The sequence below is a fragment of the Chitinophaga alhagiae genome, assembly GCF_003568665.1.
GTDB classification, from domain to species: Bacteria; Bacteroidota; Bacteroidia; order Chitinophagales; family Chitinophagaceae; genus Chitinophaga; species Chitinophaga alhagiae.
Map to the genome: position 1 here is coordinate 1,651,431 of NZ_QXMH01000001.1, position 16,370 is coordinate 1,667,800.

A 16,370-nucleotide genomic window follows, 5' to 3' on the forward strand; every position below is an offset into this window, starting at 1 on the left:
GCCCAACGCATAAAGAAGACGTGGGTTGGTCCTTACCGCACTGAAGGGCTGCGACACCCTGAATCCGAATAAGAACGCCCACGCCTTTGCCTTTAAAGATATAAAGGAAAACGTGAGCGATTTACCCTATTCTCGGATTCTTGAAAGGTCGCAGTTTTCAGTGCGAGAACTAAAGCAAATACGCTTAATTATTATATTTTGAAGCAACTATGTGCTGTTGGTAGATGAATGAGTCTTCATAAACAAAAAAATATGGATAATAACGAAGATAGTAAATAGTTCCGAATTTCAGAAATATAATATCGTTATTAGGAAATTTAATTCTGTTTTTTAGCTTTTATCTGCTCAGAATGAATTATTTGAGGTTCTTATATTGCCTACTTAATGGTGAAATTCGCTATTATATGGTTGAAAAACGGACATTGAATAGAATAAAGAGCGTATTAGCCGACAAGGATAAAACGAACTTATGGCTTGCTGAGAAATTAGGTAAAAATAAGAGCACCATTTCAAAATGGTGTACTAATGATCAACAACCTACATTGGAGACCTTATTTGATATTGCAGAAGCATTGGAGGTAAATGTTTGCGAGTTATTAATTAGTAAAAAGAAAATGTAATCGTATTCCCCTTTTTTGTCTATGTCTGAAATATCCACTAACCAAAACCCGGAACAAATAGCCCGAGACCGAATTGATCGTATGCTTATGGATGCGGGCTGGATCGTTCAGTCTAAGAAACGTATTGATTTTAGTGCGGGTTTAGGAATCGCAATCAGGGAGTATCAGACAAGTGTTGGCCCAGCGGATTACGTTTTGTTCGTAGGTCAACAACCACTGGGGTTAATTGAGGCCAAAAAAGAAGATGATGGACACCGATTAACGGTTGTAGAAGATCAATCTGCCGACTATGCAACCGCCCACCTCAAATTTTTCACAAACACAGAGGGGCTGAAATATATCTATGAAAGCACCGGTGTGCTTACCAGATTTACAGATTATACCGATCCCAAACCGCGTGGCCGCAGTGTATTTTCTTTTCATCGTCCAGAAACGCTGCTGGAATGGTCCAAAAAAGAAAAAAGTCTCCGGGGCCGTTTTGCAGATTTTCCTAAATTGGATGAAACCGGCCTGCGCCCAGCACAAATTGTTGCCATCAATAACCTAGAAAAATCTTTTAAAGGAAATCGCCCCCGCGCATTGATCCAGATGGCGACAGGCGCGGGCAAGACATTTACAGCAGCCACTTTCATCTACCGGTTATTGAAATTTGCCAAAGCTAAACGGATATTGTTTCTTGTAGATACCAAAAACCTTGGCGAACAGGCGGAACAGGAGTTTATGGCCTATCAGCCAAATGATGATAATAGAAAATTTACCGAGCTGTATAATGTTCAGCGACTCGCGTCAACTTACATTGCAAATGAAAGCCAGGTTTGCATTTCTACCATTCAACGAATGTACTCCATTCTTAAAGGCGAAGAAATGGATGAGTTTGCTGATGAAACTAATCCCAATGAAAGCGGCTCCTGGCTGCAGCAGCATCTTAATAAAAAGGATCCGTTGCCCGTTGTGTACAATCCTAAAGTGCCGATTGAACAGTTTGATTTCATTATCATAGATGAATGCCACCGTTCTATTTACAATTTATGGAAGCAGGTACTCGACTATTTCGATGCTTTTCTGATTGGGTTGACCGCTACCCCCGACAAACGCACCTTTGGTTTCTTTAATGAAAATGTAGTAAGCCAGTACACTTATGAAGAATCTGTGATTGACGGTGTAAATGTACCTTATGATGTTTACGAGATTGAAACTCATATCTCTCAAAAAGGAGCTAAAGTGAAAAAAGGGTGGTTTGTAGACCGTCGGGACAAACTCTCGCGGGCAAAAAGATGGCAACAAGAAGACGAAGACACCGAGTATTACAAAAATGATCTTGATAAGAAAGTTGTTAACCCCAGCCAAATACGCACGATCATCAAAGCATATAAAGAGGCGCTGAGAAAAGATATTTTTCCGAAACGTATCGATGAAAATGGGGAATACGAAGTGCCGAAAACACTCATTTTCGCCAAAACGGACAGTCACGCAGATGACATCATTCAAATTGTTCGGGAGGAATTTGATGAAAGCAACGACTTCTGTAAAAAAGTGACCTATAAGATAGAAGAGGATCCCAAGTCGGTATTAAACCGCTTCCGCAATGACTATTATCCACGCATAGCCGTTACGGTGGATATGATAGCTACTGGTACTGACGTAAAGCCCCTGGAGGTGCTTCTATTTATGCGGGATGTAAAAAGCATCAATTACTTTGAGCAGATGAAAGGGCGTGGTACCCGAACTATTCCGCCGGATAAACTCCAACTGGTTACTAAGACCGCAGATATCAAAACTCATTTTGTGATTGTAGATGCAGTCGGCGCTATTAAATCAAAGAAAACGGATAGCCGTCCCCTGGAACGTCAGCCTACAGTAGCTTTAAAAGATCTTTTGCAGGCGGTAACAATGGGGGTAAACGAGGAAGATGTGTTCCTTTCTTTGGCGAACAGGTTGATACGGTTGGATAAACAGCTTACCGAAACTGAAGCCGTAAAGCTCCAGGAATACGCCAATGGCAGAACCCTGAAGCAGCTCACAAAAATGCTGATAGATGCCTGGGATCCAGATGTGATCGAGACAAGGGCAAAAGCAATTATTGAACAGACTCCGCCGGTAGACCGCAGCCCAGCAATGGAGGAACAGGCAAGGCAGGATGCACAAAAGGTATTGGCAAAAGAAGCCTCGCTGCTTTTTAATGGTAGACTGAACGAATACATAGATACGGTACGTCGCCAACACGACCAGATCATTGATCACATTAACTTGGATACGGTGCTAAAAGCCGAATGGAATAAAACATCCATGGATGCTGCCCAAAATCTAATAACCGATTTTACTGCCTACCTAGAAGCCAATAAAGACGAAATAAAGGCGTTAAGTATTTTTTACAACCAGCCTTACAATCGGCGGGAAATAACCTTTAAGATGATCAAAGAAGTGATGGAAAAAATAAAGTTAGAAAAACCGATGCTTGCCCCAGCCTACGTTTGGGATGCATTTGCTATCATAGAAAAGACCAATGGAGACTGTCCGAAAGATGAGCTAACCGCATTGGTCTCGCTGATACGCCGGATTTGTGGCATTGATAAAGAGCTACGGCCTTATGATAAGACTATTGACGACAATTTCAAAAAGTGGATTTTTGCGCAGAATGCCGGTCAGCATAACCGTTTTACACAGGAGCAAATGGACTGGCTCCGTATGATCAAAGACCACATCATAAGTTCCTACCATATTGAATTGGATGACCTGGATTATACTCCTTTTGACGCCCGCGGTGGCCGTGGTAGGATGTATCAATTGTTTGGTAATGAAATGGATCAGATTATTAACGAATTAAACGAAGCGTTGGCAGCATGATGAAACGGGATTGGATAGAATGTAAATTAGAAGATATACTGGACACTACATCAGGTGGTACTCCCAACCGAAAACATGCACATTATTATAATGGAAATATTCCTTGGGTTAAATCTGGGGAACTAAAAAGTAATGTTATCATTTCAGCAGATGAGCATATTACTGGGGAGGCGATACAAAATTCAAGCGCTAAAGTATTTCCGAAAGGGACGATTTTAATTGCTCTATATGGGGCAACGATTGGAAGGATAGCTGTACTAGGTATCGATGCAGCCACAAATCAGGCAGTTTGTGGCATTTTTGAAACCCCGTATGTTTATACAAAATTTACTTATCACCTGCTTCACAGCAAAAGACCTTTTTTACTTAAACAAGCTATTGGCGGAGCACAGCCAAATATAAGTCAAACTATTTTGAAAAGTTTGCATATCGCGCTTCCTCCACTTCCTGAACAACGTGCCATCGTAAAAAAAATAGAACAATTATTCTCAGCATTAGATGCAGGTATTGCAGATCTGAAAAAGGCTCAGGAACAGTTGGAAGTATACCGGCAGGCCGTGTTGAAAAAGGCGTTTGAGGGAAAACTAACAAGAAAATGGAGGAAAGACAAGGGATTGACTCCAGCTTTTGAATTCCTGAAAGATATTTCAAAAAAACGCATGAGTAGCGGCTATAAAAAAGGCTCAATATACCATAACAAATTGTCGCACGACTTCAAGTTCAGTGTTGATCCAAATATTTCAACTTGGGCCCGCGGCACGCTCGACAAACTAGTGTACATAGCCGCACGAATAGGGTGGAGAGGTCTTAAAAAAGATGAATATCAGAAAGAAGGTCCACTTTTCTTAAGTGTACATTCTTTAAATCATGGAAAATACGTTGATTACAATGAGGCATTTCATATATCCATTGAGAGATATCAAGAAAGCCCGGAAATTCAATTAGAAGAGGGGGATGTTTTACTTTGCAAGGACGGTGCAGGTATCGGAAAATTAGGCATTGTTAAGAATTTGCCGAATAAAGCCACTGTAAATTCCTCCGTTTTAGTAATTAGGGGTATGGAAATTTTGAATCAAGACTTTCTATATTATTTATTTCTTGGCCCTGATTTGCAGAAAATAGTTTCTGAAAGGATCACCGGCAGCGCAACTCCCCATCTATTCCAAAATGATATCAGACAGTTCGAGTTGTCAATCCCTCCACCTGAAGAACAGCTACAGATTGTCAAGGAAATAGAAGCCCGGTTATCCATTTGCGATACACTTGAGCAACAAATAAATGCCAGCCTGCAAGAATCAGAAGCCTTGCGACAAAGCATTCTAAAAAAAGCATTTGCCGGAGAATTGCTTACCCGAGCGGAAATAGCGGCCTGCAAAAAAGAGCCGGATTATGAACCAGCTTCGGCGCTACTCGAAAGAATTAAAGAAGAAAAGGGAAATGTTAAGACCATAAATAAGAAAATAACTTCCTCGCAAGAAATAAAACCTGTAATCGTTAAGGCGCCCAAAATTTCCTCCGATATTCACGCAGGGCTTATTGCTAAGATTATAAAACTGCATGAAACAAATCCGGATCATAGGGATAAACTAAGTCATATAAAATGCGAGAAGATTGCCCATTTAGTAGAGTACCATGCGCAGGTTCCGCTAGGCCGTCAACCTGTAAAAGATGCCGCTGGGCCGGATGATTATCCACATCTGAAGAAGGTGGAAAGCCGCGCCATCAAAGCCGGTTTTTTCAAGATTAAGAAAAACAATATTGGTTATACATATTTATCGGGGAATCAAATTGATAGTGTAATTCATAAATTTGAAAACTCCCTCTCTATTGACCAAAATGATAAGGTGAATGCACTGCTTCAAGTATTCCTGCAATTTGACCTGGAACAGGCAGAAATTGCGGCAACTACGTATGCAGGATGGAATAACCTGATCATATTGGGGAATAGTAATCCTTCCGATGAAGAAATAGTTACCGAATCCAGGGAGAACTGGTCTGCCCGTAAATTGAAAATCTCGCGAGAGCGTTTTTTCAATGCTATTAATTGGCTAAGGAAAAAAGAAGTCAATTTAATTCCCACTGGTTACGGGCTACTTGTACCATCACCTTTAAAAAAGAAGAAATGACAGACGCAACAATAATATCAAAAATATGGAACCTGGCCAATGTAATGCGTGATGATGGAGTAGGTTATGGTGATTACCTTGAGCAGATCACTTACCTGTTGTTTTTAAAAATGATAGATGAGCTTAACAAACCACCCTACAGTAAAAAACTCCACCTGCCCAGGTTGAAGGATGTTGCTGGAAAAGAAATACCGAAAGGGGAAGTGTGCAACTGGCAGAATCTTACTAATAAAAATGGGGCAGAGCTTGAAGCATTTTATACTCAGTTATTACGTACTCTTTCCACTGAAAAGGGAATGCTGGGCCAAATTTATGTTAAGAGCCAGAATAAAATCCAAGATCCGGCTAAATTACAGCGTGTTATCAGCATGATAGAGAAAGAGAATTGGATGTTGCTTGGTGCCGATGTTAAGGGTCGGATTTATGAAGGGCTGTTGGAGAAGAATGCGGAAGACGTAAAATCTGGTGCAGGGCAATACTTTACCCCACGAGCGCTAATAAAAACAATGGTGAAATGTATTCAGCCCAAGCCGTTAAGGACAATTGCTGATCCTTCCTGCGGATCGGGTGGTTTTTTTTTAGCAGCTTACGACTGGATCACGGAAAACAACAAGTTAGATAAAGACGAGAAGGAATTTCTAAAGAATCAAACGTTTCATGGCAATGAGATCGTTGCAAGTACACGACGTATGTGCTTGATGAACTTGTATCTGCATGGTATTGGGGAGATTGACAAGGAGCCTCTAATTGATTCAGGAGATGCATTGATATCGGAACCTAAACAAACTTACCACTATGTGTTGGCCAATCCACCATTTGGAAAGAAAAGCAGCATCACGATAACCAACGAAGAAGGCGAACTGGAACAAGAAGACCTGAGCTATAATCGTCAGGACTTTTGGGAGACCACCAGCAACAAGCAACTAAATTTCCTACAGCATATCAAAACGCTTTTGAGTATAGATGGTGAAGCGGCGGTAGTGTTGCCAGACAATGTTTTGTTCGAGGGTGGCGCAGGTGAGGAAATACGAAAGCAATTACTTAAGACTACTGAGCTGCATACCATTCTACGTTTACCTACGGGAATATTTTATGCCCAGGGCGTAAAGGCCAATGTATTGTTCTTCAAAAATAAGCGGGGAGGAAAAGAGAACGCTACCAAAGAGCTTTGGATTTACGATTATCGGACCAATGTACACCACACCTTAAAGAAGAAGCCATTAACAGAAGCCGATCTCGATGATTTTGTTAAATGCTACAATGCATCCAATATTTATAAACGTAAAGAAACCTGGAGCGATTCTAATTCTGACGGGAGATGGCGTAAATTCAGCTATGATGATATTTTAGCTCGAGATAAAACCAGTTTGGATATTTTCTGGATTAAGGATAAAAGCCTAACCGATTTGGACAACCTTCCTGATCCTGATGTGCTGGCATTAGAAATAATTGACAACATTGAATCAGGGCTCGGAAACTTCCGACAGTTACTAGATGATTTAAAGGACATGGAGGCGAATTGAAGTAATTGATGACAAAAACGGAAGAAAACTGGACAATAATTATTTTGAAGAATAGTATCATTAATTTAGATTGTAACCATACTAATGCATCCATTCAATTTTGGATATGGTAATACTAAACACGATACATATAGATGATCGCTAATAAAATAACTATTGAGTTTAACAAAATAAAAGAGAGCATAACTGATGTCTACATCGCCGTGGGTATGGTGACAGATAATAAATTTGATTTTTTCATGCGTAATGTTTCACCAAAAGCAAATATTGCGCTAATTACAGGAATACATTTGCCTACGCCCCCAAAGGTTTTACAGAAACTGAAGGAAAGTAACTTTGTCCGGGCTAAAGCCTACACAAGGAAATTTTTCCACCCTAAACTATACTTATTTAAAACTAATAATGATTGGATAGCTTTTGTGGGCTCAGGTAACTTTACTAACGGGGGATGGCATGAGAACGAAGAACTATTTATTAAAATTACTGATCAAATAATCTGTCAAAAATTAAAGGAGAAATTCGATTCTTGGTTTGATGAAGCTGTTGATATTACTAATAAATTTTTGGAAGTCTATTCCCAAATCTACTTCGCAAATTTGCCAAAACAGAAAGAGCTGCAATCAAACACTAAGCAGTTACTGGATCTATTAAATAATACGTTTAACATCAACAATATTGATTTTTCGGGTCAGCTTTTCATCAAGAGTGATCATCAAGCTTTTGAGCCAGGAAAAACTCACCTTGAAACAGTGGAAATTTTAGGTGAAAGAAGTGAGGTCCGCCGAAAACTATTTGAATTGAATGATCTATTAGTTGCTGCATTTCCACGCGAATGGTCAATATATCCACATTATGAAAATGAACATATAGTTGCGCATATTGAAAATCACTTTCATCATGACTTTAATGTGAAAGCTTTATGGATTGCATATGGACGAAATAGGCAAGAATTAAAAGAATATGGGGATTGGGCCACTCCACTGCTTTTTATGCGTATGCAAGTAATTGTACGCTACAATGAAATTGGAATTTGGTTGATGCCAGGCAAACAAGGAGCTGGACAAATTGATCGCGAAAATTTCGCGCTTCGAATGAGAGAAATTCAATTCAGATCAACCTTTTTTAACCTAATCAAACAATTAGGCGACTCTTTCTGGATTGAAATCGCAGGAGATACTAAACCAGTGTTGGATTTTGAAACCCCAGAGGCTTTATGGGAATTCACTACCCATGATAATTGGCGTAATTACTATTTTACTATTGGGAAGAATTTCAAATTAGGCACAGCAGAACTGAGCAAAACTAATATTGTAGAAACAATTTTAGATGTCTTTGGAAGATTTATTCCAATTTACAATTTGATTAAAGATAATAGCCTGAATAAATAACAGTAAATAGGTACACGTCATCTATTTTGGTTCTATAAGTAGCCAGTTTATTAAACAGATTCGACTCAATTGCATGACCTCTATATGTAGCTGCCACTGTTCATTTTTTACTTGATCGTTAGACCAGTCAATTTCATTATCTCCTAAAAGAAGTAAACCTGTGTGGGCAATTTTGGAGCGAAGTCCATAAATTTCAGTTATCTTCTTTTTAGTGGCTTCATTATCTATAGCGTACTTAAGAATATATTCCCTAAATTTTTTCATTACAGAATAATTAGAATTGCCACAGCTTTCGCAATTCACAGGTTTAACATCTTTATATTCATAGCTCACCATCGTTTCAATGCTAGATATAAAGGAAACGTATGAAATACTCTTCATAGATAGCCGTAGGTCTAGGCCATTGCTTATAAGAGTAGAAGCGGAATTTATAGTTTTCCTAGAAAGAGCATTAAGGAGATAGTAGTTATGAAGAGCAGTATCAATATGCTCCGGAAAAATTACTTCATTGCTCCCTGATAAATCTAAGTCGATGTAATAGTCCGGCTGTTTTATCCTTTTTATTTCATTGTGCTGTTGTGGTGAGAAACTCACAATGCTATTTTCTTGCCTAATCTCTGGATACCAATACGCCTGTAACCCTGGTTCACACTTACTTTTATTATATTCCTCTGGCGGTATGTCGTCCGGTAATGCAATAAACCATTTAATATCTGGAGTGGGATAATAAAATCGATAATTTGTTAAAGCGGATAATAATGATAGAAGTTCTTTCTGAGCATTTATTACTTCAGTAGACTGCCTCACATAGTCTTCTATTTCAGAAAGGTCGTCGGGAATTGGTGCATCGGGCTTGTGATCGATCCAGAATTCCAGTATAAATGGGTATTGTTTTACCTTATCTGATTTTGGTGCGTTCTTTGATTCTAATGGATATAATTGGAAAATATCTTTAAATCGAAAAAATCCGGTTATAGGGTTACTACAAAAAACAATAACCTTGTAGAATTTTCTTTTCATTGGAAAATAATTACGATGCCCTTTGAATAACGTTTTAATTGGCGTTTCCCTATTGGCTCTAAAGCCTACACCGATACTATTCCTAGCCTATGGCTCGTTATCACAATGCGGCATTAATAATAATTCTGTAATTTACAATAGTAAGTCTCTACCTCACGACCACGCTGCTGGCAAATTGTTGGCAAAAAATAAAATAGGTCACCGAAGTGACCTATTAAATGTTTGATAACCAAGCTCCCCCTGTTGGACTTGAACCAACGACCCTCTGATTAACAGTCAGATGCTCTAACCAACTGAGCTAAGGAGGAATTTTCCCTTTTACCAATTGAATCTCAATCGCAAATTGGGATTGCAAAAATAGACAAATTTTTATTTCTGCAAAATCTAATTCATCTTTTTTTCTAAACAGCCCTATTTCTGATATCTTTATACAGCCAGTGATATTATGAAATGGATTCTGCTTAGCCTATTTTTTACCCTTGCTTCCACGGGAACGGGAGTGCAGGCCAGTAACCGTACGGACAGCCTCCTCCGCGAACTCAACCTCACCATTGCCAAAACCGGCGAATTTGATGCCGCCAAAAAAGCCTCCCTCCAGCAACTGAAAAACGCTTATTCCCGCGCCCAGGCGCCGCAGCAAGAATACGATGCCTGCCTCCTCCTCTGCGAAGCATATAAAGCCTACAACTATGATTCCGCCTTTTCTTACGCCCAACAGCTGCAGAAAATAGCGGAAAAACTGCAGGACCCGCAACGCCTTCTCTACGCCAGAATAAAGCTGGGCTTCATTCTCCTCTCTTCAGGCATGTTCCGGGAAACGGGCGAGCTGATGGATACCCTGCGTACCCGCCACCTGCCGGATTCCATGCGGGCGGAGTTTTTTGTGCTGATGCGCCGCTATTATTACGACCTGGCAGACTATGTAAACGATCAACATTATTCTCCCCACTACCTCCGCGAAGCGGCCCGGTATACGGATTCTGCCGTGGCCCTCTATCCGGAAAACCACTTCCAGCGCCTCAGCTGCCTGGGGTACAAGTTCTTTAAACAGGGCAACCTGGACAGCGCGCTGCATTACCTCAACCGCACCATTGCCCTCCCCGGCCTCAGCTTTCACGAGCAGGCCATGATCAATGCCAACCTCGGCAACATATATGTTATCAAAAAAGAATACGATAAGGCGGTTGAACTGCTGGCCGGCTCCGCCATGGCTGATGCAAAAGGCTCCATCAAAGAGACCACGGCCGCTTTTAACCTGGCCTCCCTGCTCTTCCAGACGGGCGATATCAAAAACGCCTCCCGCTACATTGAGCGGGCTATTGCGGATGCCACCTTTTACGGCGCCCGCCAGCGCAAGGTGCAGGTAAGCGCCATTCTTCCCATCATTGAAGGGGAACGCTTCAGCGCGGTGGAAAGCCAGAAAAACCGCCTGTTCGTTTACCTCGGCATCGCCACCTTTCTGCTGGCGGCCTCCATTGTGCTGTCTTACATCATCCTTAAACAGGTCAGAAAACTCAAAACCGCGCAGAACATCATTACCCGCGCTCATCACCGCCAACGGGAAATCAACGATAAACTGCTGGAATCCAACAAGATAAAAGAAGAATACATCGGCTACTGCTTTCACATCGCATCGGCCTACATTGAGAAGATCGAAAAGCTCAAAAACCAGGTAGACGGCAAGCTGAACGACCATAAGCCGGCGGAGATCCGCTTTATTGTCAATAACATCAATATCAAACAGGAAAGGGAAGAGCTGTTCCGGAACTTTGACCGCATCTTCCTGAAGATATTCCCCAACTTTGTAGCGGAGTTCAATTCCTTCTTCCGGGAAGAGGACCAGGTCAGGCTGAAAGACAATGAGCTGCTGAATACCGATCTCCGCATCTACGCCCTCTTCCGCATCGGCATCAGCGAAAACGAAAAAATTGCCCGCATCCTGGAATATTCCGTCAACACCATTTACGCCTATAAAACCAAGATCCGGAACAAATCCATCGTTCCCAACGATGAATTTGAAAACAGGATCATGCAGATCAAGATATAAATTTACCTATATTAAGGAAATTTATATTTATTTACAACTGACTGATAAACAAACTACTGCATCGCCATAACCCCGCATTTCCCCCTTTAATTTCTATACTCCGGCTATACTAATTGGCAACGGTTGCAAGACCCGTTTACTTTGGATAATTCAACCAAAAACTGATTCCGCGTACAGTGATGTACTTATCCAAAACCTAAATCTCAAAATCACTACGTTATGACCAAAATGCGACTACTCAAAGCGCTGCTGTTCTGTTCGCTGCTTTTCTTGCTCGCTCCGACAGTTTTAGCCCAGACAAAACCCGTTACCGGGAAAATTACGGATGAAAAAGGCGAGCCCATACCCGGCGCCACCATCTCCGTAAAAGGCACCAACACCGGCACCGTGTCAGACGCCGGCGGGCTGTTCAAAATGAACGTGCCGGTTTCGGCCACCACCCTCGTAATTTCTTTCATCGGCTACGCCCAGCAGGAGGTAGACGTTACCGCCTCTTCCAACGTAACCGTTTCCCTGCAGCCGGAAAACACCACGTTGACAGACGTGGTGGTGGTAGGCTACGGCATTGCCCGGAAAAAAGACCTCACCGGCGCGGTTGCCTCCCTGAAAGCCAAAGATTTTAACCGCGGCATCACCAACGCGCCGGACCAGCTCATACAGGGCAAGGTAGCGGGCCTTATGGTGGTGAACAACAACGGGGCGCCGGGCGCGGCGGCTACCGTACGCATCCGCGGCAACTCCTCCGTACGCTCCGGCAACCAGCCGCTGTACGTGATAGATGGCGTACCGCTAGACGGCAGGGTGGCCCGCCCCAACATCAACGCCAACAATCTGGGCCAGATGCCGGATGCCAACCCCCTCAACTTTGTGAACGCGGCGGATATTGCTTCCATGGAAGTGCTGAAAGATGCCTCCGCCACGGCTATCTACGGCTCCCGCGGCTCTAACGGCGTTATCATCATCTCCACCAAAAAAGCGCAGACCGGGCCGGCCAAGCTGGATTTCGGCTACTCCGTAGGCGTCAGCAACATCATGAAACAACTGGAAGTGCTGAACGCCGCCGGGTACCGCGAGGCCCTGAAACAATACAACTCCTCCGGCGGGGATGATGGCGGCAATAGCGACGGCATGAAGGAAATTCTCCGCAACGGTGTTACCCAAAACTACAGCCTGGCCATCAGCGGCGGCAACGATAATGCCAAATACCGCGCCTCCTTTGGCCTGATGGACCAGCAAGGCATTGTGCGCAAATCAGGCCTGAAAAAATATACGGGCAACCTCTCCGGGCAATTCAAATTCCTGGAAAGCAAACGGCTGGGCATAGATTTTAATGTAATGGCCGCCCAAACGGTAGAACAACTGGCGCCTATTACCAACAACGCGGGCTTTACGGGCAGCCTTATTGCGCAGGCCCTGCAATGGAACCCTACCACGCCCATCCTGAACGCAGACGGCTCCTTCCACCTGCTGGCCAAAAACTCGCCGGTGAACCCGCTGGCCATGTCTGAGGCCTGGGACGACAAGTCAAGCATCTCCTACATACTCGGCAATGTTTCGCCCTACTTCAAGATCACGGATGACCTGGAGTACCGCTTCCTGTTCTCCATCAACCGCCAGACCGGCATCCGCCGCGCGCAGATCCAGTCTTTCATCAACCTGGAAGGGGTGCAGGACCTCGGCCAGGCCTACTATGGCAATGCGGAGCTGACCACCAAGCTCTTCACCCATACCCTCAGCTACAACAAACAGATCAGCGCCGCCTTTAACCTGAACGCGGTGCTGGGTTACGAATACCAGGATTTCAACTTTCAGGGGGTAGACCTCGGGGCGCTGGGTTTCTCTACAGACGCGCTGCCCTACACCAGCATTCTGCAAAACGCCAGCCAGGCCAACACGTTCATGAGCGCTTACGTAAACCCTAACTCCGAGCTGCAGTCCATGTTCGGCAGGGTTACGGCTAACCTGCAAGACAAATACCTGCTCACTGCCACCCTGCGGGCAGATGGCTCCAGCAAATTCGGGTCTAACAACAAATACGGTTACTTCCCCTCCTTTGCGGCCAAATGGAATATCCATAATGAAAGTTTCCTGAAAGGCGGCAGCCTCTTCCAGCAACTGGCCCTGCGCCTGGGCTGGGGCATTACCGGCAACCAGGAGTTCCCGGCCGGCGCCGCGCAGGAGCAGTATGTGCTGGGCGCAAGCGGCAGCGCTAACCTCTCCAACGTGGCCAACCCCGATCTGAAGTGGGAAAAGTCCAACCAGCTCAACGCGGGGGTAGATTTTTATATGCTGAACAACCGCCTCTCCGGCAACGTAGACTATTTCCATAAAAAAACGTCTGACCTGCTGTTCAACTTCCCCAGCATTCTCCCCGCCCCGGCATCCTTTTACTGGATCAACCTGCCGGGCGAGGTCATCAACAAAGGGGTGGAGCTGGCGGTAAAAGGAGAGATCATCCGCGGCAGAAAATTCTCCTGGATGCTGGGCGTAAATGCTACGTTCATCAAAAACGAACTGCAGCATTACACCGGTCCCAACGTGCTCACCGGTTCCATCAGCGGGCAGGGCGTTTCTGACGCCTCCGTGCAGCGCTTTGCCAACGGGCATCCGCTCAATGTGTTTTACGTGCGCAAATTCCAGGGTTTTGATAAGGACGGGCAGGGCATTTATGAAAACAACGGCAATACCATGTATTACGCCGGAGACCCGAACCCCAAACAACTGCTGGGTCTCACCACGGAGCTGGGCTTCAAAAAATGGTGGCTCACCATCAACATGAACGGCGCCTTCGGGCATTATGTGTACAACAACACGGCCAATACGGTGCTGCCCATCAACAACCTGGGCTCCCGCAACATTGCAAAGGCATTGCTGGGCAACGGGGAAAATCCTTCCAACCCCATTACCACCTCTGACCGTTACCTGGAAAAGGCCAACTTCCTGAAAATGTCTAACGTGTCCCTCAACTACAATGTGGGCAACATTGGCGGCGTATTCAAGAACGTGAACCTCTCCCTCACCGGCCAGAACCTTTTTGTGATCACCAAATACAGCGGCTTTGACCCGGAAGTGAATACAGACAAAAGCATCAACGGCGTAACGTCTTTCGGCATCGAGTATTCTCCTTACCCCACGGCCCGGAACATTATACTGGGCATCACGCTGTCTCTGTAAACACTAAAAACTACTACTATGACCTTCTATAAAAAAATAGCTTGCTTGTTGCTGATAGGGTCCGCTTTGACCGCCTGCACCAAGCTGGATGAAAAACTGGCTTCCACCATTACCAAAAGTGAGGCAGACTCTGTTATCAAAGTACCGTCACTGTTGAAATCTGCGTACGATGCGCTGCAACTGCCTTACCAGGACCAGTCCAACTTCTGGTCGCTGCAGACCATGCCTTCAGACGAAGCGGTGGCCCCCACCCGCGGCGGCGACTGGGACGATAATGGCGCCTGGCGGGCGTTGAAAACGCACGACTGGACGCCCGAGCACATCCAGGTGGCCAACAGCTTCCGCAACCTGCTGTTGCTGCAGTTCAATGCCACCAACGTGCTCAACTTCAGCCCCACTCCCCGGCAGGCGGCGGAAGCCCGCTTCCTCAGGGCCTTGTCTATGTTTTCCGTGCTGGACGGCTGGGGCCAGGTACCCTACCGCAAACCGGAAGATAACCTGTTGCTGCCCCCGGCTGTATTGGAACCGGCGGAAGGCATGGAGCTGATCATCCAGGAACTGACGGAAATTATTCCCGACCTGCCGGAACGCAGCGCCGTAGCGGCTTTTGTAGCAAACAAGGATGCAGCCAAAACGCTGCTCATGAAATGTTACCTGAACAAAGGGGCCTTTATTACCCGCAACGCGCCCACTTTTGACGCGGCAGACATGCAAAAGGTGATCACGCTTGCCAACGAGATCGCGGCTGGCGGGCAATATGCGCTGGCGGATAATTACTTCGACAACTTTGCGTATAACAACAACGTACTGTCCAAAGAACTGATATTCACGCAGGAAAACGGTCCCGGCGCCAGCACGGTGCGCGGCGGCAATGCGGCGTTCTGCCACTGGGCGCCCACACTGCACTATGCGCAAACGCCGGGCGGCTGGAACGGGTTCACCACCGTGTCTGACTTTTACGACAAGTTTGAAGCGGTAGATACCCGCCGTGGCGGCGCTTACCCCGGCGTTACCGAAGTAACAGGGCTGCGCGTGGGCTTTCTGTTAGGGCAGCAGTATAACAAAGACGGCGTAGCGCTCAAAGACCGTAAAGACAACCTCCTCATTTTCACCCGCGAGATCAAGCTGCAGGAAACCGGTAACGACCTGGAAGTAAAAGGCATCCGCGTAGTGAAATACCCGCCGGATATGGTAACGCTCAACGGCTCCAACACCAACAATGCCAGTAACGACTGGGTGTTTTTCCGCTATGCGGACGTGATGCTGATGAAGGCGGAAGCCCTGCTCCGCAGCGGCGGCGCGGGGGCGCTGGCCATTGTGAACGAGCTGCGCGTGAAACGCAAGGCCACCCCGCTAGCCAGCGTCAACCTGGACGTATTGCTGGATGAGCGCGGCAGGGAATTTTACTGGGAAGGCTTTCGCCGGCAAGACCTGATCCGCTTCAACAAATTCCTGCAGCCCTGGCAGCTCAAGTCGAAAACAGACCCTACGTACCTGCTGTTTCCGATACCTGTAAACGATCTGGCTGTTAACCCCAATCTAAAACAGAATCCTGGTTATTAAAGACCTGCTTCTCCAGGCAGTCTGTCCACCCGGGAGGCACCACAGTGCTTCCCGGTGGGCCTTCT

At 45.1% G+C, this 16,370-nt stretch carries 9 protein-coding genes and 1 tRNA gene; 8 read left to right on the forward strand and 2 right to left on the reverse strand.

All coding sequences use genetic code 11. The annotated features are described in order from the left end of the window. Positions 1–404: 404 nt before the first annotated feature. From D3A97_RS06570 to D3A97_RS06590, 5 genes are all read left to right on the forward strand, one after another. Entirely contained in the window at positions 405–620 is a 216-nt protein-coding gene (locus tag D3A97_RS06570; RefSeq protein ID WP_119078464.1) for a helix-turn-helix transcriptional regulator, read from the forward strand. A gap of 21 nt (positions 621–641) precedes the next feature. Continuing rightward, positions 642–3,464 carry a type I restriction endonuclease subunit R gene (locus D3A97_RS06575; RefSeq protein ID WP_119077589.1) on the forward strand — a complete coding sequence of 941 codons (2,823 nt, stop codon included), beginning with the start codon at positions 642–644 and terminating at the stop codon, positions 3,462–3,464. Then, positions 3,461–5,590: a restriction endonuclease subunit S gene (locus D3A97_RS06580; RefSeq protein WP_119077590.1), complete on the forward strand. Its 2,130-nt coding sequence runs from the start codon at positions 3,461–3,463 to the stop codon at positions 5,588–5,590. The genes D3A97_RS06575 and D3A97_RS06580 overlap by 4 nt, the downstream gene beginning before the upstream one ends. Then, positions 5,587–7,113: a type I restriction-modification system subunit M gene (locus D3A97_RS06585; RefSeq protein ID WP_119077591.1), complete on the forward strand. Its 1,527-nt coding sequence runs from the start codon at positions 5,587–5,589 to the stop codon at positions 7,111–7,113. Before D3A97_RS06580 ends, D3A97_RS06585 begins: the two co-directional genes overlap by 4 nt. A gap of 134 nt (positions 7,114–7,247) precedes the next feature. Continuing rightward, the gene (locus tag D3A97_RS06590) at positions 7,248–8,501 is read left to right on the forward strand and encodes a phospholipase D family protein (RefSeq protein WP_119077592.1); all 1,254 of its coding nucleotides are present in this window, start codon (positions 7,248–7,250) and stop codon (positions 8,499–8,501) included. 21 nt (positions 8,502–8,522) lie between these two features. On the opposite strand, the gene D3A97_RS06595 is transcribed toward D3A97_RS06590, so the two are convergent. Both D3A97_RS06595 and D3A97_RS06600 read right to left on the reverse strand, forming a co-directional pair. After that, complete coding sequence (locus tag D3A97_RS06595; RefSeq protein WP_119077593.1) at positions 8,523–9,521, reverse strand: HEPN domain-containing protein; 999 nt, start codon at positions 9,519–9,521, stop codon at positions 8,523–8,525. 234 nt (positions 9,522–9,755) lie between these two features. Next, a tRNA-Asn gene (locus D3A97_RS06600) sits at positions 9,756–9,829 on the reverse strand. A gap of 137 nt (positions 9,830–9,966) precedes the next feature. On the opposite strand from D3A97_RS06600, the gene susR reads away from it, so the two are divergent. The 3 genes from susR (at position 9,967) to D3A97_RS06615 (ending at position 16,305) form a co-directional block, all read left to right on the forward strand. Then, positions 9,967–11,568: a SusR family glycan utilization regulator gene (susR, locus tag D3A97_RS06605; protein WP_119077594.1), complete on the forward strand. Its 1,602-nt coding sequence runs from the start codon at positions 9,967–9,969 to the stop codon at positions 11,566–11,568. 219 nt (positions 11,569–11,787) lie between these two features. After that, positions 11,788–14,742: a SusC/RagA family TonB-linked outer membrane protein gene (locus D3A97_RS06610; protein WP_119077595.1), complete on the forward strand. Its 2,955-nt coding sequence runs from the start codon at positions 11,788–11,790 to the stop codon at positions 14,740–14,742. 18 nt (positions 14,743–14,760) lie between these two features. Then, positions 14,761–16,305 (forward strand): RagB/SusD family nutrient uptake outer membrane protein, encoded by a 1,545-nt coding sequence (locus D3A97_RS06615; protein WP_119077596.1) that lies wholly within the window; start codon positions 14,761–14,763, stop codon positions 16,303–16,305. Positions 16,306–16,370 lie beyond the last annotated feature (65 nt).

Excerpts from the sequence above, each read along its gene's own strand:
- D3A97_RS06570 (WP_119078464.1), top strand. The coding sequence starts at position 405 with ATGGTTGAAAAACGGACATTGAATAGAATAAAGAGCGTATTAGCCGAC.
- D3A97_RS06610 (WP_119077595.1), top strand. The coding sequence starts at position 11,788 with ATGACCAAAATGCGACTACTCAAAGCGCTGCTGTTCTGTTCGCTGCTT.
- D3A97_RS06575 (WP_119077589.1), top strand. The coding sequence starts at position 642 with ATGTCTGAAATATCCACTAACCAAAACCCGGAACAAATAGCCCGAGAC.
- D3A97_RS06580 (WP_119077590.1), top strand. The coding sequence starts at position 3,461 with ATGATGAAACGGGATTGGATAGAATGTAAATTAGAAGATATACTGGAC.
- D3A97_RS06585 (WP_119077591.1), top strand. The coding sequence starts at position 5,587 with ATGACAGACGCAACAATAATATCAAAAATATGGAACCTGGCCAATGTA.
- D3A97_RS06615 (WP_119077596.1), top strand. The coding sequence starts at position 14,761 with ATGACCTTCTATAAAAAAATAGCTTGCTTGTTGCTGATAGGGTCCGCT.
- D3A97_RS06590 (WP_119077592.1), top strand. The coding sequence starts at position 7,248 with ATGATCGCTAATAAAATAACTATTGAGTTTAACAAAATAAAAGAGAGC.
- susR (WP_119077594.1), top strand. The coding sequence starts at position 9,967 with ATGAAATGGATTCTGCTTAGCCTATTTTTTACCCTTGCTTCCACGGGA.
- D3A97_RS06595 (WP_119077593.1), bottom strand. The coding sequence starts at position 9,521 with ATGAAAAGAAAATTCTACAAGGTTATTGTTTTTTGTAGTAACCCTATA.